Annotated in this window: 18 protein-coding genes and 1 other RNA gene; 17 read left to right on the top strand and 2 right to left on the bottom strand. The window is 32.2% G+C overall.

Features of this window, described 5'->3' with window-relative positions:
• Nucleotides 1–27: 27 nt before the first annotated feature.
• The 5 genes from KPL55_RS11235 to gtfA all read left to right on the top strand — a co-directional run bounded on the left by KPL55_RS11235 (nucleotide 28) and on the right by gtfA (nucleotide 5,681).
• Nucleotides 28–681, top strand: a complete 654-nt coding sequence (locus KPL55_RS11235) for a hypothetical protein (RefSeq protein ID WP_216306809.1) — start codon at nucleotides 28–30, stop codon at nucleotides 679–681.
• A 283-nt stretch (nucleotides 682–964) separates the two neighbouring features.
• Nucleotides 965–2,254 carry an ABC transporter substrate-binding protein gene (locus KPL55_RS11230; protein ID WP_216306808.1) on the top strand — a complete coding sequence of 430 codons (1,290 nt, stop codon included), beginning with the start codon at nucleotides 965–967 and terminating at the stop codon, nucleotides 2,252–2,254.
• A 100-nt stretch (nucleotides 2,255–2,354) separates the two neighbouring features.
• Nucleotides 2,355–3,239 (top strand): carbohydrate ABC transporter permease, encoded by an 885-nt coding sequence (locus tag KPL55_RS11225; protein ID WP_216306807.1) that lies wholly within the window; start codon nucleotides 2,355–2,357, stop codon nucleotides 3,237–3,239.
• Nucleotides 3,239–4,075 (top strand): carbohydrate ABC transporter permease, encoded by an 837-nt coding sequence (locus KPL55_RS11220; RefSeq protein WP_216306806.1) that lies wholly within the window; start codon nucleotides 3,239–3,241, stop codon nucleotides 4,073–4,075. The genes KPL55_RS11225 and KPL55_RS11220 overlap by 1 nt, the downstream gene beginning before the upstream one ends.
• Before the next feature lie 136 nt (nucleotides 4,076–4,211).
• The gene (gene gtfA / locus KPL55_RS11215; RefSeq protein ID WP_216306805.1) at nucleotides 4,212–5,681 is read left to right on the top strand and encodes a sucrose phosphorylase; all 1,470 of its coding nucleotides are present in this window, start codon (nucleotides 4,212–4,214) and stop codon (nucleotides 5,679–5,681) included.
• Nucleotides 5,682–5,829: 148 nt separating this feature from the next.
• Here gtfA and KPL55_RS11210 read toward each other — a convergent pair whose 3' ends face one another.
• On the bottom strand, nucleotides 5,830–7,107 hold the full coding sequence (locus KPL55_RS11210) for a glycosyl hydrolase family 18 protein (RefSeq protein WP_216306804.1): 1,278 nt from the start codon (nucleotides 7,105–7,107) through the stop codon (nucleotides 5,830–5,832).
• A 222-nt stretch (nucleotides 7,108–7,329) separates the two neighbouring features.
• Here KPL55_RS11210 and KPL55_RS11205 point away from each other — a divergent pair, with 222 nt between their 5' ends.
• The 11 genes from KPL55_RS11205 to KPL55_RS11155 all read left to right on the top strand — a co-directional run bounded on the left by KPL55_RS11205 (nucleotide 7,330) and on the right by KPL55_RS11155 (nucleotide 20,147).
• Nucleotides 7,330–8,679, top strand: a complete 1,350-nt coding sequence (locus KPL55_RS11205; RefSeq protein WP_216306803.1) for a glucose-6-phosphate isomerase — start codon at nucleotides 7,330–7,332, stop codon at nucleotides 8,677–8,679.
• Nucleotides 8,680–8,697: 18 nt separating this feature from the next.
• On the top strand, nucleotides 8,698–9,138 hold the full coding sequence (locus KPL55_RS11200; protein ID WP_216306802.1) for a YaiI/YqxD family protein: 441 nt from the start codon (nucleotides 8,698–8,700) through the stop codon (nucleotides 9,136–9,138).
• A gap of 312 nt (nucleotides 9,139–9,450) precedes the next feature.
• The gene (locus KPL55_RS11195) at nucleotides 9,451–11,469 is read left to right on the top strand and encodes a triple tyrosine motif-containing protein (RefSeq protein ID WP_216306801.1); all 2,019 of its coding nucleotides are present in this window, start codon (nucleotides 9,451–9,453) and stop codon (nucleotides 11,467–11,469) included.
• A gap of 103 nt (nucleotides 11,470–11,572) precedes the next feature.
• Nucleotides 11,573–12,289, top strand: a complete 717-nt coding sequence (locus KPL55_RS11190) for a pseudouridine synthase (protein WP_216306800.1) — start codon at nucleotides 11,573–11,575, stop codon at nucleotides 12,287–12,289.
• A 499-nt stretch (nucleotides 12,290–12,788) separates the two neighbouring features.
• Nucleotides 12,789–15,008: a ribonuclease R gene (gene rnr / locus KPL55_RS11185; protein ID WP_216306799.1), complete on the top strand. Its 2,220-nt coding sequence runs from the start codon at nucleotides 12,789–12,791 to the stop codon at nucleotides 15,006–15,008.
• A gap of 179 nt (nucleotides 15,009–15,187) precedes the next feature.
• The gene (gene smpB, locus KPL55_RS11180; protein ID WP_216306798.1) at nucleotides 15,188–15,655 is read left to right on the top strand and encodes an SsrA-binding protein SmpB; all 468 of its coding nucleotides are present in this window, start codon (nucleotides 15,188–15,190) and stop codon (nucleotides 15,653–15,655) included.
• Between the two features lie 224 nt (nucleotides 15,656–15,879).
• Nucleotides 15,880–16,232, top strand: a transfer-messenger RNA (tmRNA) gene (gene ssrA / locus KPL55_RS11175).
• 421 nt (nucleotides 16,233–16,653) lie between these two features.
• Nucleotides 16,654–17,286: a TetR/AcrR family transcriptional regulator gene (locus KPL55_RS11170; RefSeq protein ID WP_216306797.1), complete on the top strand. Its 633-nt coding sequence runs from the start codon at nucleotides 16,654–16,656 to the stop codon at nucleotides 17,284–17,286.
• A 20-nt stretch (nucleotides 17,287–17,306) separates the two neighbouring features.
• On the top strand, nucleotides 17,307–17,879 hold the full coding sequence (locus KPL55_RS11165; RefSeq protein WP_216306796.1) for a hypothetical protein: 573 nt from the start codon (nucleotides 17,307–17,309) through the stop codon (nucleotides 17,877–17,879).
• 254 nt (nucleotides 17,880–18,133) lie between these two features.
• The gene (locus tag KPL55_RS11160; RefSeq protein WP_216306795.1) at nucleotides 18,134–18,364 is read left to right on the top strand and encodes a hypothetical protein; all 231 of its coding nucleotides are present in this window, start codon (nucleotides 18,134–18,136) and stop codon (nucleotides 18,362–18,364) included.
• Between the two features lie 427 nt (nucleotides 18,365–18,791).
• On the top strand, nucleotides 18,792–20,147 hold the full coding sequence (locus KPL55_RS11155) for a YjiH family protein (RefSeq protein WP_216306794.1): 1,356 nt from the start codon (nucleotides 18,792–18,794) through the stop codon (nucleotides 20,145–20,147).
• Between the two features lie 338 nt (nucleotides 20,148–20,485).
• On the opposite strand, the gene KPL55_RS25975 is transcribed toward KPL55_RS11155, so the two are convergent.
• Complete coding sequence (locus tag KPL55_RS25975) at nucleotides 20,486–20,632, bottom strand: hypothetical protein (RefSeq protein WP_246599405.1); 147 nt, start codon at nucleotides 20,630–20,632, stop codon at nucleotides 20,486–20,488.
• A 390-nt stretch (nucleotides 20,633–21,022) separates the two neighbouring features.
• Between KPL55_RS25975 and KPL55_RS11145 the strand changes: the two genes are divergently transcribed.
• A complete protein-coding gene (locus KPL55_RS11145) occupies nucleotides 21,023–21,442 on the top strand; it encodes an SDR family NAD(P)-dependent oxidoreductase (RefSeq protein ID WP_216306793.1) in 420 nt (139 codons plus the stop codon).
• Nucleotides 21,443–21,518: the final 76 nt, after the last annotated feature.

Genomic DNA, 21,518 nt, shown 5'->3' with positions numbered 1-21,518 from the left:
ATATAAAAATTTAGAGGAGGGTCTTACATGAAAGGTGACATTATTGTATTAGAGGAACACCATATAAAAGCGGCCAGTATTATAGTTCCAGAAATTATCCCAAAAATAAAAAATAAAGCAACAAGATATACTATCACAGTTTCAGGCGAATCAGGAAGTGGTAAATCAGAAACTGGTAAGGCAATAGTTGATGAACTCCAAAAGTATGGAATAAAATCTGTTTTATTAGGGCAAGATGATTATTTTTATTTGCCACCGAAGTCAAATGATTCAAAGAGAAAGGAAGATCCTGAATGGCTAGGACCACATAAAGAAGTTGATTTTAAGGTTCTAGAAAACAATCTAAAAGATGCTATTAGTGGAAAATCAGAAATAATTAAGCCTTTAATTGATTATGATGCAAACTCGATAGAAGATCAGGTAATAAGTTTAGATGGGATTAATGTTGTTATCGCTGAGGGAACTTATACCTCATTACTAAAAAATGTTGATACAAAAGTATTCATTGCAAGAAGTAGACTTGATACATTAGAGCACAGGAAGAAAAGAAATAGAGGAAATGAAGTAAACGATTTATTTATAGAAAATATTCTGGAAACTGAACATAAAATCATCGCTGGTCATGTTCAACTAGCTGATTTTGTTATTACGAAAGAATATGATGTAATCATAGTTAAATAATGAAGTTTTAGATATAGACCGTTATCTCAATGAGGCTGGAGACTATGGATTATAATATACATAGTCTCTATTACTTTTATATATTACTTATAAGATCAATCTATTGGGAAAATATAAAAAGAGACTTTGGACAAATATGTAAAAATAAATTATGTCATACGGTTGACATATGTGATAAACGCGTTGTATAATTAAATTGTAAGAAATGGTTTACATTATTAGAAATTGATGTACAGACCACAAAGGGCTTTACATAAATAAAACAAAAAATGGAGGGGTCAATATGAAAAAGTTTTTAACTAGTGTTTTGGCAGGCACACTTGCTTTGTCTTTAGTAGCTTGTAGTTCATCAGCATCAAAGGATCCTCAAAGTACATCAAAAGGAAAAGTTACAATTATTATGACTAATGGAAAAGGTGAGATATCCAAGCAATTTGAACAGGCTACAAAGGATTTTATGACTGCAAATCCTGATATTATAGTTGAACCATATTCGGTGGCTGTTGGAGATACAGTAAATATATTTGATAAACTTACAGCATCTGGTAAAGTAGTTACACTTGCAATGATGGAGCCAAATTCGGTTTTAGATAAATACAAGGATTTTGGTGTTGATTTAACAAACGAAAAATGGAACAAGGATACAGTATATAGTTTTAAAAATCCTCAAGGTCAAGTTGTAGGTTTTCCATTTGCAATAGAAGGGTTTGGGCTTGTTTACAATCAAAAAGTACTTGATAAAGCAGTAGGTGGTACTTTTGATCCTTCCACAATAACTACACGAGACAAGTTTAAGGCACTCCTTGATAAAATTCAAGCTTCAGGTGTTAAATACCCAGTAGCTTATCAAACAGAAGCTTGGTCTGTAGCTAACCATTACAGCACGCAATTTATCAATCAAGACAGTGATCCAAGTAAAGTGGTAGCTCAGATGGTTGATGGAAAATTTGATTTTGCTGGAAATGCAGCATGGAACGGGTATTATGATACCATGGATTTGTTAGCATCTAAGCAATATAACAAATATGGAGAACGTCCTCTTGGACAATATTATGATGATGCTCATTTGGCAGTAGGTAAGGGTGAAAGTGCTATGTTGTTCAACGGAAACTGGGCCTATGACTCACTCAAGGCAGTTGCAGGTGATAAATTTGGATTAATGCCTGTGCCTGTAGATAACAACGAAAACAATCCAATGAACAATAAAATCGTTGCCGGTCCAACACAAGTAATGTTGATCAATAAAAAGGCAACTTCGGCTCAGCAAGAAGCAGCAAAGAAATTTTTAAACTGGTTGGTAGATGATAAAGCAGGACAGGATTTTATAGTAAACAAGTCTCAGATAATTTCTGCTTTTAAGAGCAACCCTAACAAGGTAAACAATCCTTTAGGTATATCTATATCTGATGCTATAGCTAAGGACAAAACAATGCCTTTCAGTACAAACTACGTAAACGCAGCTGAATATGGGGATGTAATTGCAGCACATGTTCAGAAGTATATTAGCAAAAAGGAAACTCGCGCAGACTTGGCAAAGGGATTTGTAGACTATTATAAAACTAAGAAGAAATAAAATATACGATTAATTGTAATTGTGAGTTAATGAACTGGGTGAGTTTCAAACTCACCCATAAATTTTATAACTAAATTATATTTAGAAGTGGAGGTAGCTTATGGTATCCGAAAAAAAACCTTTAAAAAAATTTGGTGAGCAGATGCTTTTTACTTTTCCAACAATGTTTGTTTTTTCTGTTGCTATATTGATTCCATTTGCCTATGGAATTTATCTGACTTTTATGAATATGCCAACAGTTTTGAGTACACCAGAGTTTAATGGAATTGCTAATTATAAGGAGGCATTTAGTGACCCCCAGTTTTGGACCTCTATGTGGTTAACGGTCAAGTTCGTTGTAGTTTCAGTTGTGTGTGTTAATGCCATAGGCTTTCTCCTAGCATACCTTGTTACTACAGGAATTAGGGCACAGAGTTTTTTCAGGACTTCCTTCTTCACCCCAAATCTTATCGGAGGATTGGTTCTTGGTTATATATGGCAGTTTATATTTGTTCAGACCTTACCGACATTAGGAGCAAAGTTAGGAATTGAATCTCTAAGGTTAGGTTGGCTAGGTGATGAGAAAATGGCTTTCTGGTCTATAGTTATAGTTACAGTCTGGCAGCTTTCTGGATACATGATGCTTATTTTTATTGCAGGCTTGGTAAATGTTCCAAAAGACGTGATTGAAGCATCAACAATTGATGGCGCAAATGCTTGGCAGCGGTTGACAAAAGTGACGCTACCATTGATGAGGCCAGCCTTTGTAATCACTCTATTTATGACATTAAAGAGTGGGTTTATGGTCTACGATATAAATTATTCTCTAACAGCTGGTGGTCCCTACAACAGCACAGTAATGGTCTCGATGAATATTGTTAAGAAAGCATTTATTGAAAATAACTATGGTGTCGGGCAAGCAGAAGCAATAATGCTATTTTTAATAGTTGCTATAGTGTCCGGTATACAGGTTTATATTGGTAAGAAAGGGGAGGTAGAAGCATAATGAAAAATAAAAAATTAATAAGTAAAATTATAACTTATGCATTTTTAATCTTTTCTTTTCTAATTTTTGTATTTCCTTTTTTCTTAATGATTGTAAATTCATTTAAAAACAATGGAGAAATACTGCAAAGTCCATTTTCATTTCCAAAAACATTAAATTTCGTCCATTTTAAAGAAGCAATAAAGCAAATGGATTTTTTCGTTACATTCTCAAACAGTCTTCTGATTACAGTTGCAAGTACAATATTAATATTGTTATTTTCAGCTATGTGCTCCTACTATCTTGTAAGAAACAATAGCATATTTAGTAAGATATTCTTTTCAGTACTAGTGGCATCAATGATAATTCCTTTCCAGTCTGTAATGATTCCCCTAATGTATATATACGGGGGTAAATTAAATTTAATCGAAACGGTGCCATTCCCTTTGCTAATTGTTTTTTATGCTGGATTCGGCAGCGCACTTTCAGTTTTTATTTATCATGGCTTCATTAAGTCCATTCCCATTGAACTAGAAGAAGCTGCGCTAATTGATGGGTGCAATCGTATTAAGACCTTTTTCAAAATCGTGTTTCCAATACTTGCGCCAACATCAACGACTATTGGAATACTAAATGTAATGTGGATATGGAATGATTATCTATTGCCTTCACTTATCTTAAACAAAGATAATCTTTATACTATGCCCATAAAAATGAAAGTCTTCAACGGAACCTACATGAATAACTGGGAGCTATTAATACCAGCACTACTACTTACAATCTTGCCACTACTCATAGTGTATTCCTTTGCTCAGAAATATATAATTAGTGGCGTAATGCAGGGGTCAATCAAATAATTGATAAAAGGTAGACCTGGTAGAGTTTAAAGAGTCGCTGGCAAAATAGTTGTATATAAATCATCTACAGAAGAGGCCTATGGTAATAAGGATATATAAGTAACATAGGTGCAAAATTTAAAGGAGAGATTGCAACATGGCAGTAAAAAATCAGGTACAGCTAATTACTTATCCAGATTCCTTGGGAGGAGATTTAAAAGCATTAAATAATATTCTAATGAAATATTTCTCGGATATTTTTAAAGGAGGAATTCATATTTTGCCTCCTTTTCCGTCATCAGGTGACAGGGGTTTTGCGCCGTTAACTTATTTAGAAATAGAACCTGAATTTGGTACGTGGGAAGATATCAGGGCTATTGGAGAAAATTTCGATGTCTTAGTGGATCTTATGGTAAATCATATTTCTCAAAAGTCTATATATTTCCAAGATTTTTTGATGAGGGGTCGTAAATCAGAATATGCTGATTTATTTATAACATTAGATAAGGTTTGGGAAGATGGCGCTCCAGTAAAGAAAGATGTTGAAAAGATGTTTCTTCGTAGAAAAGTACCCTACTCCACTTTTAATATAGAAGAAACTGGCGAGGAGGAAAAAGTATGGACAACATTTGGTAAAACAGAACCATCTGAGCAGATTGACCTGGACATAAAATCAGATAAGATTAAACAGCTACTTACCGATTTTCTCGTAAATTTCAGTAAGCAAAATGTTAAGATTGTAAGGTTAGATGCGGTTGGATATGTTATAAAAAAGCTTGGAACAAGTTGTTTTTTTGTGGAACCAGAGATATATGAGTTCCTTGATTGGATAATAGAACTTGCAAATTCCTTAGGAATTGAATTACTGCCTGAACTTCATTCACATTATAGAGTTCAAAACAGGCTTGCAGATCACGGATGTTGGATATACGATTTCATTTTGCCATACACAATTCTAGACACTCTAATTAATAAATCAAGTGAGAAGCTTTGTGAATATCTGAAAAATCGTCCCAGTAAGCAATTTACTATGCTTGACTGTCATGATGGCATACCAGTGAAACCGGACATGGATGATCTTATAGATACTAAGGAAGCTAAAAAGCTTGTGGATGTTTGTTTGGAAAGAGGCTCTAATCTTAGTCTTATTATGTCCGATGAACATAAGGGCCTGGACGGATTTGATGTCCATCAGATAAGATGTTCCTATTATTCCGTTTTAAACTGTGAAGATGATGCATATCTCGCAGCAAGAGCTATTCAGTTTTTTGCACCAGGAATACCACAAGTATATTATGTTGGTCTTTTGGCTGGAAAAAATGATGTGGAAAATGTTAATAAAACGGGTGAAGGACGTGAAATTAATCGTCACAACTTCAGCTTGGAAGAAATAGAACAATCACTTAAGCAAGAAGTTGTTCAGAGGTTATTAACACTTATAAGGTTTAGAAATGAATATATAGCATTCAATGGAGAATTCGAGGTTCTAGAGTCTCAAAAGGATGAAATAAAACTTCTATGGCAAAAGGATGATAAGTATTGTACTTTGTATATAGATTTAAAAACAGACAAATCCGTAATCGAATATATTGATGAGATAGGTAAGAAAGCTTTATATGTAGTATAGGAAAATCAATGTAAGTTTATGGTTTATAATGTTAACTATTTAATTAGCAAGCAAAAGGATATATTGCGTAAAACAGCAATATATCCTTTTAGTTATAGAATAATCTAAGGAAATTTTGTGGTTTAGAGTCAAGATTAAAAATTTTTACCTAAAGCAATTTTTTAACATCAAACAAAGAATTTTGAACCAGCCAAGCTTGAGGGAAGTATTTGCCGATTGTCCAATAACTAACCCCACCGAGATTATAATCATTAGCGGTCCTAAGTTTAGCATTCATGCTTCTAGCATCTTCAAACCAAACTACATGTTCTTTCCCATTTGAATCATAGTAATTAAAAAATGGAGCCTGAGAAGTATAGTCATATTTAATAGCAGCATTTTCTGTCCTTGCAAGATCCACTGCTTCTACATTGCCGAGTGCTCTTGCTTTAGTTCCTTTTACCCAAGGCAAAGTCCAATCATAACCGTAATTAGGAATTCCCATAAATATCTTTTTACTTGGGATTACAGTTACCGCATAATCAAGAATTTTCTTTACTTCATTTAATGGTGATACTGCAAGAGGAGGACCGGCTGTATAACCCCACTCATAGGTCATTAATATAACATGATTTGCGAGAGCGCCGTGAACTGGGTAATCATGGGCCTCATAAAGTAATCCTTTTATATCGCCAGAGGGTTTAGGGGCTAGCGCGGTGGTAACAGGATATCCTAAAGGTTTTAAAGTAGTTACTACTCTTCGCAAGAAACTATTATAATTTTCTCTATCTTCAGGAAAAATATATTCTAGATCTATATCTAAACCATAATAATTTTTGCTTTTTAATGTACTAATTATGTTATTAATTAATGTGTTTTGCACGGTTTGATTTGTTAATATGGTATGTGCTAGCGCGCTATCGAATCCACCACCTTCTTTTAGATTCGTAACTACCATCATAGGAGCGACTTTAGCATTTCTAGCTGCGCTTATTAAGGGCGCATCATTAATGTCTTTTAGAGATCCATCAGGGAGTATTTGATGACTAAATATACTAAGGTATGTGAGGTTTGGTAAAGTTTTTGCAAGAACATCCATATTTGTACTAGGAAGCGCATAAGCGTTAACTTCAATAGAACCTAATTTTGGGGTAGGTGGTATATTAATAATTTGACCAGGGTAAAGTATAATAGAACTATTTAAAATGGGATTTGCAGCATATAAATTTGCAATAGTTGTTCCGTATAATTTGGATATACTATAAAGTGATTCTCCAGGAAGAATTTTATGTGATCGAGTAACTTGCAATATTACAAGTGTTTGTCCTACCACAAGTTGATTAGGGTTTGCAAGTTCATTATCAGAAGCAATTTTATTATATGAAACACCATATAATTTAGATATTTTATATAAGTTTTCACCGGGTTTTACAACATGAATAATCAAAAAAAATCACACCTCTTTTATTAATATAATTTAATATATGCAACATGTTACAAGTGAGTTCATATTAATTCTAATATTAAATACATAATCTTCAATAATTATAAAATTTTATTAAAAAACTTGATTTATTTTCTTGAATAAACTAAAATTATTTTATATTGTTTTAGAAAGTAATGTAAGTATAAATATTTGATTCAAGATGTTTTAAAGGAGGATTTATTAATGGGAAAAGTATTATCAATAGATTTAAGCAAAACAGTGCCATATTTAGGTGAACATGAAATTTCATATTTTCAGCCAATGGTGTCTACAGCACATAAGATGCTTACATATAAAACAGGTCCAGGAAATGAATATTTAGGTTGGATAGACCTTCCTGTAAATTATGACAAAGCTGAATTTGCAAGAATCAAAAAGGCAGCAGATAAGATAAAAAGTAATTCAGAGGTTTTAATTGTAATTGGAATAGGTGGATCATATTTAGGAGCTAGAGCAGCTATAGAGACATTATGTCATAGCTTTCACAATAGTTTATCAAGTGATAAAAGAAAATCTCCAGCAGTTTTCTTTGCCGGAAATAATATAAGTTCTACATATATGGCAGATTTAATTGACCTTGTAGAAGGTAAAGATTTTTCTGTTAACGTAATATCAAAATCAGGAACTACTACAGAACCTGCTATTGCTTTTAGAATATTCAAAGGATTATTAGAAAAGAAATACGGAGTAGAAGGAGCGAAAGCAAGAATTTTTGCAACTACTGATAAAGCTCGCGGAGCTCTTAAAAAATCAGCAGATGCAGCTGGATACGAAACTTTTGTAATTCCAGATGATATTGGCGGTAGATTCTCAGTACTTACAGCTGTAGGACTTCTTCCAATAGCAGCAGCGGGTATTGATATTGATGAGATGATGAAGGGCGCAGCTGATGCTAGAGTTGCTTATAATGAACCAGATATAAATAAAAATGATTGTTACAAATATGCAGCAGCTAGAAATGCATTATATAGAAAAGGTAAGGTTACAGAGATTTTAGTAAACTATGAACCTGCACTTCAATATTTTGGTGAGTGGTGGAAACAACTTTGTGGTGAAAGTGAAGGAAAAGACCAAAAGGGAATATTCCCAGCATCAGTTAATTTCTCAACAGATTTGCATTCTATGGGACAATATATTCAAGAAGGCGTAAGAAATATATTTGAAACAGTTATAAATGTTGAAAAACCAAGAAGAGAAGTTGTAGTAAATGAGGAAAGTGGAGATCTAGACGGATTGAACTTTTTAGCCGGTAAAACTATGGATTTCGTTAATAAAAAGGCATCTCAAGGAACAGTCCTTGCTCATAATGATGGTGATGTACCAAACATTATTTTAAATGTACCAGCATTAAGCGCATATAATTTTGGACATATGGTCTATTTCTTTGAAAAAGCTTTAGCTGTAAGTGGATATTTATTAGGTGTAAATCCTTTTGATCAACCAGGAGTTGAAGCATACAAGAAAAATATGTTTGCTCTTCTTGGAAAAGCAGGATATGAAGAATTAAAAGCAGAACTTGAAAAAAGACTTTAGAGAAATGAGAAAAAAAATATGAGAATTATTGTAGATGCAGATGGATGCCCTGGCAAACATCTAATAGAAAAGGCAGCTAAGGAAAACTCTGTTGAACTAATTATGTATTGTGATATTAATCATGTTTTAAGCAGTGATTATGCCTCAATAAGATATGTGGATAGTGGGTTCCAAACTGTTGATATGAAAGTAGCAAACGAAGCTAAGCTAAATGATATAGTAATTACTCAAGATTTTGGCGTTGCTGCTATGGTTTTAGCCAAAGGTTCATTTGCTATAGGCCCTAAAGGTCACATATACGATGATGAAAATATTGATAAATTATTATTTGAGAGGCATTTGTCAGGAAAGGCAAGACGTAGTGGTGGAAAAACCTACGGCCCTAAAAAGCGAACAAATGAAGATGATGAAAAGCTTTATAATAATTTAATCAAACTAATTTTAAAAGCGAAGCAATAGTATCAAAATAAATGAATTAATACAATAATTAGGGAATAGCTAGTAATTATAATTACTAGCTATTTTTATAAGAATTTATTAAAAATAGAAATTTCACAATATCATCTTTAATTCTATAAATGGATATAATATTTAAATAAATCATTCTTTTTATATAAAATAATGAAAGTTTATGTCTTTAATTAGAAATAAAAAAATGGAATATATACTGTTACAAATAATGTAAATATAGTATAATATATTATTATAGAGGCTGATTTTAAATAACAAATTAGTATTACATAGCTTATTTGTAAAGGTAGGTAAGGTTAAATGAATGAGATGAATATTTTGTTTAGATCTGAAGAGATTGAGGAGAATTATAAAGAAAAGTATAAAGAAATTGAAATAAGTGTTGAAAATAAAATAGAGGAAAATCTAGACTACAAATTTCTTGTAGGTCTTGAGGGAACCTGGACTACATTAAAGAAATTAAGCGAAGCTAGTGATGTTATATGGAGACCGCAGATTGATGGGAGGTATTCAGTAATGGTACAAGCTAAAAGGAAAAAAAGTAATAAGCCCTTTGATTTTATGTCAAAGACTGATTATATTGTAGGTGATGGTGAAGAAAAACTAATAAATGATATTTACATAGACAAAGAAGAAATAGTTGTAGGTGAAAAGATTACATTAACAGTAGATTCCGCAAAAACTCCTATTATGTATAGATATTGGGTATGTGAAAAGGGGAATTGGTTACTTATAAAGGATTACTCTCCGGAGAACATAGTTATTTGGACCTCGAAATTTTCTGGCAAGCAAGAGTTTTTAGTAGAATGCAGAAATTTAGATTCTGAAAATATGTTTGATGACTTTATGAAAATAGGATTTAATGTTAAGGCTATGCAGTCCTTAGAAATTATGAATTTTAAATGTTTGACTGAGAAAATATTAGAAGGTCTTGAGTTAGTTTTTGAGGTTGAGGCAAAGTATGAGGATAACAGAATGATTCTATACAAATTCGTAAAAATAAATTCGCAGGGAAATACTAAGTGTATACAAGATTATTCAACTAAAAAGTTAGTTAGTTATATTGAAGAAAACAGGGGAGATTATAAGCTTCTATGTATGGCAAAGGATATGTATTCTCTTCATGAATTTGATGATAGGGCATTAATTAATTATAGCGTAGACCCTTATGAAGAAATTAACATACAGAGTTTTACTAGTGATTTGAGTTCGCCACAAATATGTGATACGAGCATTGTTTTTAAGTGTATAACACATGGTGGAAACGATTTATTATATAGGTTTAGAATTGATGGAAATTCTGTGGAAGATTCAGGTTATATTAGAAAAAACAACTATACATGGACACCAAAAGAAGCTGGAGAGTTTAAAGCAAGCTTATGGGTGAAGGATAGTTCATTCGAAGGAGAATATGAGAGCGAGGCCTCTATAGATTTTATAATTGATGATATAGGAAATGAAAATGTGGTCATAGAAGATATACTAATGGACAAAAAAGATATAGTTGTGTTAGGTGAATCTGTCAATGTTATAGTTAAAGCCACTGGTGGAATTTCTTTAAGATATAGTTTTACAATTTCAAAGGATGGTAACGAGATAGAGAAAATGGAATTTGGAATTCATGAATTTGTAAATTTCACACCTGAAGAACTAGGAAAATTCAAACTTGAGGTAAGAGTAAAAGACAAGTATTCAAAGAGGGAATTCGATGCTCATTCAATAGTATACATTGAGGCTTTAGAATGTATTCCAGCTAAAATACAATATGTTTTAATGCCAACACGAGAGTATTTTATGGTTGGAGATACTATTTCTCTTCAAGTTATATTTGAGAATACAAAAGACAACATTTTAAATTATGTTTTAAAAATAGATGGTCACTCAGTGGAACAAACGGGTTTTGTTGAACATAAAAATTATGAGATTAAACCTAAATGTAGTGGAACTTATTCGATAGAACTTCTTGCAAAAAATAAAAAGAGCACTAGTGAATATGATAGCAAGAAAGAGATAAGAATAGAAGTACATGAATCTTTACCAGTAACAGATACAAAAATCATAAGTGATAGGGCGAATTTCAAGGTTAATGAAACAATAACCTTTGGGGTGCAAAGCATGGGCGGCAAGGAAGTTGTATATGAGTTCTATCTAATGGAAAAGGGAGACTGGAGCTTGGTGCAAAAGTACAGCATGAAAGATGATTATATCTTTATGCCTTTTACTAAAGGAATATATAGATTACTTGTATTATCAAAAAGCTTTTATAAGAGTTTTTCATATGAAGATTATGATATACTAGAGATAGAAGTTAAAGAATAAATTTAAAACAGCTTTTATAGGCTGTTTTTTTTATGAGTAAAATATGTAACGTTTTAAATGAAGTTTACATGAATCTATAGAAATATTAAGGAGATGAATATATTTGGAAAGAATAGACAAGATATTATCAAATTTAGGTCACGGAACAAGAAAAGAAGTAAAGGCAATATTAAAAAAAGGTAAAGTAGAAGTAGATGGTGTTATAATTTCTGACAATGCTATGAAAATTGATCCAGATAAAGCAATAATAAAGGTATCAGGTGAAGAAATTAATTATAGGAAGTACATATACTTAATCATGAATAAGCCATCTGGTGTGGTTTCGGCTACAGTGGATAAACATGATGAAACTGTAATTGATCTAATAGATGAGGAGTACAAGGCATTTGATCCATTCCCAATAGGTAGACTTGATAAAGATACAGTGGGATTACTACTAATTACTAATGATGGTGAATTAAATCATAAATTGATAGCACCTAAGAATCATGTAGATAAGGTATATTATGCAGAAATTAACAGATTCGTAGATGAAAGCGATGTGAACGCCTTTAAGAAAGGGGTTGTAATTGATGACGGATATAAATGTATGCCCGCAATACTCGAAGTATTAAATGCAGATGAGAATGGATCCGAGATAATGGTTACTATTCAAGAAGGGAAATTTCATCAAGTCAAAAGAATGTTTGAGAGTGTAGACAAGAAAGTTGTATTTTTAAGAAGGGTTAGTTTCGGACCTTTAAAATTAGATGAAAATTTACTAGAAGGACAATGTAGAGAATTGTCGGAAGATGAGATAAATTCTTTAAAACAGGTTTAATTTAGCATTAATATTGTTAATTATATTAGAAATGAATAAAATATGAACAAAATATCATTATGTTAAGAATAATTTACAACAAGTTTTGCCAAAACCACTTGCAAACAAGGATTAAATTTAATATAATTAAGTAGTAAAGATAAATAGAGAGATAAATAGCCCCCTTTTTATTTGTTTAAAGCAGCCCACCCCCAAGGGCTGCTTTATTTTGTATAAAAAAGTCGATTTCTGTGAAGAATTCTTAATAAAATATATTTCGACAAAAGTGCCCACATTAAATAAAGCTATTTAATGTGGGCATTTTTATTGGATAATAGGGAAGTATATAATTATATAGTATATACTAGACGTATTTTTTGGACTATAATAAAAGTGAGTAATTATAGAAACACATGAATAAATTAACAAAGAAATTAATGAAAAATTAAATTAATAATAAATATTTTTTAGTGAAATTAGAAAAGATATTAAATATAAAGAAGTAACAGGAGGAAAATTAATGGATATAAGAGAAACTTTAATAAATTTTATGAATGACCAGGCATATAAGCCTATGAATATAGGTGAGCTCTATAAAATCTTTGATATTAGGAAAAAAGACATGAAAGGGTTTGCTGCGATGCTGGCAGAGATGGAAAGAGATGGTGATATAGCTAAATCAAAAACTGAATGTTATGGTACTCCAGAGAAGATGGGACTTATACTTGGTAAATATCAAGGACATCAAAGAGGATTTGGGTTTGTAATAGCAGAAGTAGAAAGGCCGGATGTATTTATTCCAGCAGATAATGTAAATGGAGCAATGAATGGTGATAAAGTTCTTGCAAGGATTTTAAAAGAAGAAAATGGTGGCAAGAAATGTGAAGGTGAAATTGCAAAAGTAATTGAAAGGTCCAATAAAACAATAATAGGAACTTATCAAGACAGTAGTAATTTTGGATTTGTTGTAGCTGATGACAAGAGGATAGCCCAAGATATATTTATTCCTAAGGCAGATAGAATGAAGGCCAAAACAGGGCAAATAGTAATAGCTGAAATAACTCAGTGGCCAGAACAAAGGAGAAATCCTGAGGGGAGAATTATTGAAATTCTCGGAAATATTGGTGACGCAGGTATTGATATATTAACTATAATAAAAAAACATAAACTACCAGAGGAGTTCCCACCCAATGTAGAGGCCTATGCTGATAATATAAATGAAGAAATTCCAAAGGAAGAGTATGCAAGGAGAAAAGATTTAAGGGATTTAACTATGGTAACTATAGATGGAGAGGATGCTAAAGATCTAGATGATGCTGTGTCCGTTCAGGTTTTAGAGAATGGAAACTATCGTTTAGGAGTTCATATAGCAGATGTTTCTCATTATGTTAAAGATAAAAATCCACTAGACAAAGAAGCATTAAAAAGAGCAACTTCAGTATACCTTATTGATAGGGTTATACCAATGCTTCCTAAAAAATTATCTAATGGTGTTTGTAGTTTGAACCCTAAAGTGGATAGATTAGCTCTTACTTGCTTTATGGAAATAGATAAGAACGGTAAAAGTGTAGATCATGAGATAGTGGAAAGTATTATAAAGACTAATGAGAGGATGACTTATACTGATGTGACTAAAATACTCAGAGATAAGGATCCTGAAATAATCAAAAAATATGAATACTTACATGAAGATTTTAAAAACATGGAAAAATTATGCGGGATTCTTAATAAAAAGAGAATGGATAGAGGCGCTATAGATTTTGATTTTGATGAGTGTAAAATAATATTAAATGAACTCGGAAAACCAATAGACATTGTTCCTTATGAGAGAGGTATAGCAAATAGAGTGGTTGAAGAATTCATGTTAACTGCTAATGAAACTGTTGCTGAGCATTTCTTCTGGCTAAACGTACCATTTGTATATAGAATTCATGAGGACCCTGATGAAGAAAAACTAACTAGATTTAGTGAATTTGCATATAACTTTGGATATGCTATGAAGTGGGGAAATGAAATACACCCTAGAATGCTTCAGGAAGTAATAGCTAAAGTAAAAGGTAAAAAAGAAGAAATGGTACTTAGCACTTTGCTACTTCGTTCTATGATGAAAGCAAAATATTCTCCAGAATGTGTTGGTCATTTCGGATTAGCATCTAAATATTACTGCCATTTTACATCACCAATTAGAAGATATCCTGATTTAATGATCCATAGGATAATTAAAGAGGTTATAAATGGTGGATTAAGTGAGGCTAGAAATGAAAGATTAACTAAGGAAGTTGAGATTGCATCAAAACAATCTTCTGATATGGAAAGAGTAGCTATGGAAGCTGAGAGAGATGTAGATGACTTAAAGAAAGCTGAGTATATGAGTGATAGAATTGGTGAAGAATATGATGGTATTATTTCTTCAGTAACTAACTTTGGTCTGTTTATAGAACTTCCTAATACTATAGAAGGGTTAGTTCATATGACTAGCTTAGATGATGATTATTATGTCTTTGATGAAAGGCATTTAACTCTAGTTGGTGAGAGAACTAAAAAGACATATAGATTGGGTGAAGAGGTAAGAATCATAGTTAGTAAAGTTGACTTAGCTACTCATGAGGTTTATTTCGATTTTGTTGAAAAAGAAGACGAAGAAGAAAATATAGATGGAAAAAAGAATGAAAATGAAGATGAAAAAGAATATACAGTTAAAGATTTGAATGAACTTATTAGTGATGATGTGGCGAAATAAGATGATTATGTAACATTTGAATCTAAAATTGCAGAAGGGGATGTATGTCCTCTTCTGCAATTTTCTGATTAAAGTTAGATATGTGAGAATAATCCATATATTCTTGAAAAAGAGCATGATTTATAGTATAATTATATATACTCTTGTACTATATTAATAAGAATAAAGCAGGTGAAATTATGGCAAAGAAAACAGAAAATAAAACATTAGCAGAGAATAAGAAAGCAAGACATGATTATTTTATAGAGGAAGCAATGGAAGCTGGTATAGCGCTTGTTGGTACAGAAGTAAAATCTATTAGATCAGGAAAAGCTAACTTAAGAGATAGTTATGCAGATGTTATAAATGGTGAAGTATTTATAAAAAATATGCATGTTAGCCATTACGAAAATGGTAATCAATTTAATACTGATCCATTAAGAGTAAGAAAATTATTGCTTCATAAAGTACAAATAGAAAAACTAGCATCATTTACGTCTCAAAAGGGTTTTACACTAGTTCCATTATCGCTTTATCTTAAAGATACTAAGGTAAAAGTTAATCTTGGTGTTGTTCGTGGTAAAAAGGATTATGATAAAAGAGATGCAATGTTAGAAAAAGATGCTAAGAGAGATATGGATAGGCAGATAAAAGAGAGAATGAGATAACTAGAAGTATTACACATACATTCCATGATATTAGCACTTGATAAAGCATATGATATAGTGTATCATTAGGTTTATAGTAAGTAACAAAAAATTAGATTAACAGTTAATATATAATTGATTTACGGGTCATAAAAATTTAATAATTTAAATTTGCGAGATTACAAACAATAATATTTATATATTATTGTAGTACAAAAGGTTTAGTTTAATCTTTTGACATATTAGGGGGCGTACTTGGTTTCGACGGGGGTACGTTGCATCGAGGAAGCGAGCCGAGGGAACCTATGGACCCGCGTTAAAAAACTATTGGAACAATTTAAACGCAAACGATAATTTAGCACTAGCAGCTTAGTCTGCTACGTCTTACCTTTGAATACCGCGACTTAGGATAGGGCGCCGACAGCGGTGAACCGAGCTTGGGAAAGCTTTGACCCAGGAACGGAAAATATGAAGCTACCGGAACCTAAACCCCGTCAGTAGGGGTTAGGAGACGGGAATTTTAAAGTACTGACTACGCTCGTAGATGCCTAGGTGTTATGGCTTTCGGACAGGGGTTCGACACCCCTCGCCTCCACCAGTGAAACCCTCGACTAATTAATTTTAGTTGAGGGTTTTCTTATTATTTAACGAATACCATCGGTTATCGATGTTATTTCATTTGGAAATTCTTTGGAACTCAGAGGTGTTAGAGGGGAATGAAGTGAGCCTGTTGCTATAAATAATAGCCGGAGATTCACAAGGACTTCAAACTAAGGTTTGTAAAGATGGTGTTTAATGCTATACTTTTTTTCAGTGGTTAATTTGCAATCCATATAAGGTAGAAGAAAACTTCTATCTTTTTTTATGTCTATAAACCAATAAACCAATAAATAAATCATAGAACTTAATTACGCTTAACAATTATGTATTGACATTGTGACTTGGTGGTCATATAATTAAATTAGAAGTGCGACTAAGTAGTCATAGTTCCATATATCATTGACTAGGAGATGAATTAAATGGCAAAAAATGCTTTTAAAAAACTTTCAGAGGAAAAGAAAAATATTATTATCAACGCAGCCTTAATTGAGTTTGGGAACCATTCTTATAATGAGAGTAGTCTAAATAATATCGTTAAAATGACTAAAATACCAAAGGGTAGTTTTTATCAATATTTTGAAGATAAACTTCACATGTACAAATACATTTTATCACTAGCCACCCAAGAAAAAATACTTTTTTTCTCTAAGGAGGCAGAAATGTCAAAAGAATTGACAATATTTGAACTTGTAAAAGTCCTTTTTAGAAAGGGTATTGACTTTGCCACTATGAAACCTCAATATGCAGCTATTGGAAATCAATTTGCAAAAGAGATAAACGAAGAGTTAAAGAAAGAAATTTTAAAAGGAGCAAATGAATCGGGTGAAAGTTTTTTTATAGGGCTAGTGGAGTCTGCGAAAATGAAAGGTGAAATTAATAATAATCTTAGCACAAAAGCTTGTGTTCAAATGTTTATGACTTTAAATCAAGCAGTTCTTGACGAAATGCTAAAGCATTTTGAAATGGAAAATATAACTCAGCATGAAACTGAACTTTATGAGTGGGCAGATGAGTTGTTAGATATTCTTATTAATGGAATGAAATCAAATTAAATTATAGGGGGAGTTAAATTATGAAGATATTTTTACAAAGAAATGATAAAAAGATTGCTTTAATATTTTTCATTTTTACATTGGTATTTTTGGTGCTATTTTTAAGTAATAAGGAATTTGTGGATTGGGCTTATAGTAGACATCAAAATGTTTTGAGTTGGTATATCAGACCTCTCTTTATTATTCCTATTTGCTTTTTTGCCTACAAGAAAAGTTTATGCGGAATGTCCTTAACAATCTTCGCACTTTTTACAAGTATGTTTTGGTTCAATACTCCAACAGAGGTGGCACCTGCTATAGAAGAGTTTTTGGCCTTTGAAAAATCTTATACTTTTGGAGCCTGGGATTTTCAAAAGATATTTCTTAGTCTTTCAGTTCCTTTGTTTTTTTACTTATTAATACTAGCCTTCTGGAAAAGAAAATTAAAGTACGGCATTATCATAATTATAGGGGCAGCTGTATTGAAAATTATATGGAGTGTGGTTTTTGCAGGAGATTCTGGGGCTTCAATTATTAAACCAGCAGTAACAGGACTTTTTATTTGTCTTGTGGCGGTTTATATGTTTGCAAGAAAAAAGAAGAGAAAGTCATAATAATTGTTACGTTACAATCTCCTGTAATATTATCTAAGGATGAATGGATTTAACTTATATTAATAATTCTTAATACTTTTATCTAATAATTCTTAATTTATTTGTTATAAAATAAATAATAGAAGTTTATTTATAAGGGGAGATCCAGTATGTTTAAGTTTATAAAGGAATTTATTAAAACCAAAAATTTATTGGAGCAGTGGCACCAAGTAGCGAATATTTAGCTAAATATAACAATAAAAGGTGGTAAAAGTATGGTAGTTAAAATAATAGCGTGTATTATAATAATATATTCAATAATAACCTTTATTTATACAGACCTAGGGGCGGTAGTTATGTCTATACTAATGATGTTTAGCAACGAGCCTATAGTATCAAATACAAACATGGAAGATAAATTGTGGGGAACTAAGAAATTCAAAATAATGATAAGAGTAATATCAGTGCTATTACTAATTGCGGGGATATATATGTTAACACTATAGGGAGGATTTAAACATGGGGTGTCCATAGAAAGAGCCAAAGAGAAATTTGAGGCTAATACGTTGTAATAATTAGCTTTGACCCAGAAACGGAAAATATGAAGCTACCGGAACCTAAACCCCGTCAGTAGGGGTTAGGAGACGGGAATTTTAAAGTACTGACTACGCTCGTAGATGCCTAGGTGTTATGGCTTTCGGACAGGGGTTCGACACCCCTCGCCTCCACCAGTAAAAACCACAACTAATAAATAATTAGTTGTGGTTTTTCTTATGCATTGATTTATATTCATTAGAGTGATACAGGGTGAACTTTGAAAAGAAGACAAGAACTATTTATACAAAGTATGCAAAAACCTATTGAAACACTTTTGGGCATATGTTATTCTAGAAAATGTGCATCGTAGTTAAGACAAAATGGGGGTTTGTAAGTATGATAAATAAGTTAAAGTTTGTATTTTTATCAATTTTTGGATTTATTTTTTTTCTAATACCTTTTAATATTAATGGAGAAAGTAAGATTGCTATATCCCACATAGTAAATTTTGTTACAGCCAATATGCTTGATTCATTTATTGGTTTCACTGTTATTTGTACATGGGTTGTGTTAATTGCAACTATTCTTTTTATCTTTTATTCTTCAAAAAATGAGTTTGCTAATTCCGTATTCAAAGCATCACCTTTAAATCTTGTACTAAGGGTAGTTGGCTCATTTTTATACCTTATGGTGATTAACAATTGGTTTCAAAACTATGGGTTCGCAGGTATGATTTTAGATGGCGATACTGGCGGGCTAATGGCAGGAGATGGTGGTCTTTTAACCATACTTTATATAACATTCTTTGTAGGTATTATTGCCCTTCCTTTATTAACACATTTTGGTATTGTTGAATTTGTAGGTATTTTATTAGGGCCTATAGTTATAAAGTTGTTTAAAGTACCAGGCTATTCAACTATCGATGCCATTGCATCCTTTGTTGGTGATGGTACAATTGGTATTGTGGTAACGGATACCCAATATCAAAGAGGATACTATAATAAAAGAGAAGCTTATATAATTGCAACCAGTTTTTCTATTGTAGGTATAGCATTTGCTTCTGCAGTAGCTGAAGAGCTAGGATTTGCGCATATTTTCCCGATATTTTATGGATCTATTGCATTAGTAACTATTATATTGGCTTTTATTACATCTAGAATGCCACTTAAGAAATTTCCACCAACTTATTATAAAGGGGTAACTCCTAATATAATTGAGATTCCAAAAGGTAAAACTGTTTTTGAGTATTCATATGAATCTGCAATAAAGCAGGCAGGAGATGCCAAAATCGGAAAAGTATTGATTGAGGCGTTAAAAAATATTGTTAACATATACGTTGGTTTCTTACCTATTATTATGGCGGTTGGAACATTATCTTTAGTAGTGGCAGAATATACCCCGTTTTTCAGTATCATTAGTGCACCACTGGTGTATTTCTATACTTGGATAGGGTACAGTAGCGAAGTAGCAACAGTCATGGCACCAGCATCAGTTGCTGGATTTGCAGATATGTATTTACCAGCTTTATTTATCGGTACATCGGTCTCTGAAGCCTCAAGATTTTTTATTGGTGTATTAGCATTTACCCAGTTGGTATTTATGTCTGAAACTGGAATGATTTTAGTTAAAAGCAAAATTGGTTTAAACTTTTGGGATGTAACTAAAGTATTTCTTTTTAGAACTGTAATGTCTTTCCCGTTATTAATAGTTATAACAAATATTTTAGCTACTTTAGGTGTAATATCGTTTTAATGTAAATTAGTTGTGGGTTTTCTTATGCGTTAATTTTGTTGGATTAGTTTGGTGAAGTAAACCGTACTGAAAGTACGATGCTCTTTAGCAAAAAAAAGACATATAATTTAATAGACTGATGAGAATCTAAAACATAATCTAGGGAGTATGATAACCTGTTTTATTCACATGTCTCTAAAAAGGCGAATGGGTTATGATCTTAAGGGGGGTAAATCCTCCTTTCTCCGCCAACAATCCCGTTTCCACCAAAAGGCTCTAGCAGATTTTGCTAGAGCCTTTTTAGTATCATTTATTAAAATAAGGTGTGACTGACGACGATTTGTCGACGCTAATTAAAACTATGCCGCATCTGCCTTTGAATCTGTATACTGATGTTTCTTTGACATTACTAAACGAGCTATTGGCTTTGCAATACAAGCTTCAACAAAGAAAGAAATAGCGAAGTTACGAGGCCATTTGTAGAAAAACATACGAATAGGCTCCATGCTGATATGGCGGCTTCCAATCCAAGTGCCAATAACAGTTAAAAAGATAGACATTAGAAATACTGTAAAGATGATGTTTACCAAGATATGAGATCCAAAGCTATCGTCCTCTTTAACAACCCGAGAGGTTAACCATTCAGCTGGTTTATATGTAATCAATACTAATGCAATTACAGTAACCCAATGAAAGGGATAACCTTAGTCGTATCAACCCAAGTAGACATGTAAAAACCCACTTCGAAAAATGTGATAAGGGGCGCGATAATGTTAACAGAGATAACCGATATAACGGCCATAAATAATGCGAATTCTTTTTTTGTTTCGTGGTAATTTCGTATAAAATTCCATGTTTTTATCCTCCTTATTTAAATATTTGTAGCTGCTGAAAATATGCTTAAACAGGAGAATGGTCAGATTTGGAATATGGAAGGATTAGGTTCTAATGACATGATTATTGAGCAAACTATTTTGTATGGTGCTTCAAAACATGCTCTTACTTATTTCACTAAGGGACTTGCAAAAGAATTAAAGAATTCTCCTGTAAAGGCAGGCAGGCTTTCTCCAGGTATGATGCTTACTGAATTTATTACAAAGTCGCCTACAGGAGAAGTTTCTTCAGTTATACAAGATAAAAAGTTTAGGAAAGTTTTTAACACACTTGGAGATGAGCCGCAAACAGTTGCTAAATTCTTCGTACCTAGAATACTTAGTAATAAAAAACAGGATGCACATATAGTTTGGCTTACCAATATGAAGTCTTTTAAGAGATTTATGTTTGCTCCTTTAAATAAGAGAGAATTGCTAAAATAAACCAAGCTTATAAAGGAGTACAAAGGTTATGGTAATTATTTTATCAAAAATTTAACACCAGAACAATTTAGTAATT

The organism is Clostridium lacusfryxellense, assembly GCF_018861735.1.
GTDB lineage: Bacteria > Bacillota > Clostridia > Clostridiales > Clostridiaceae > Clostridium_AD > Clostridium_AD lacusfryxellense.
Note: the sequence above shows the minus strand (reverse complement) of the source record. Positions and strands in the feature narration are given on the sequence as shown.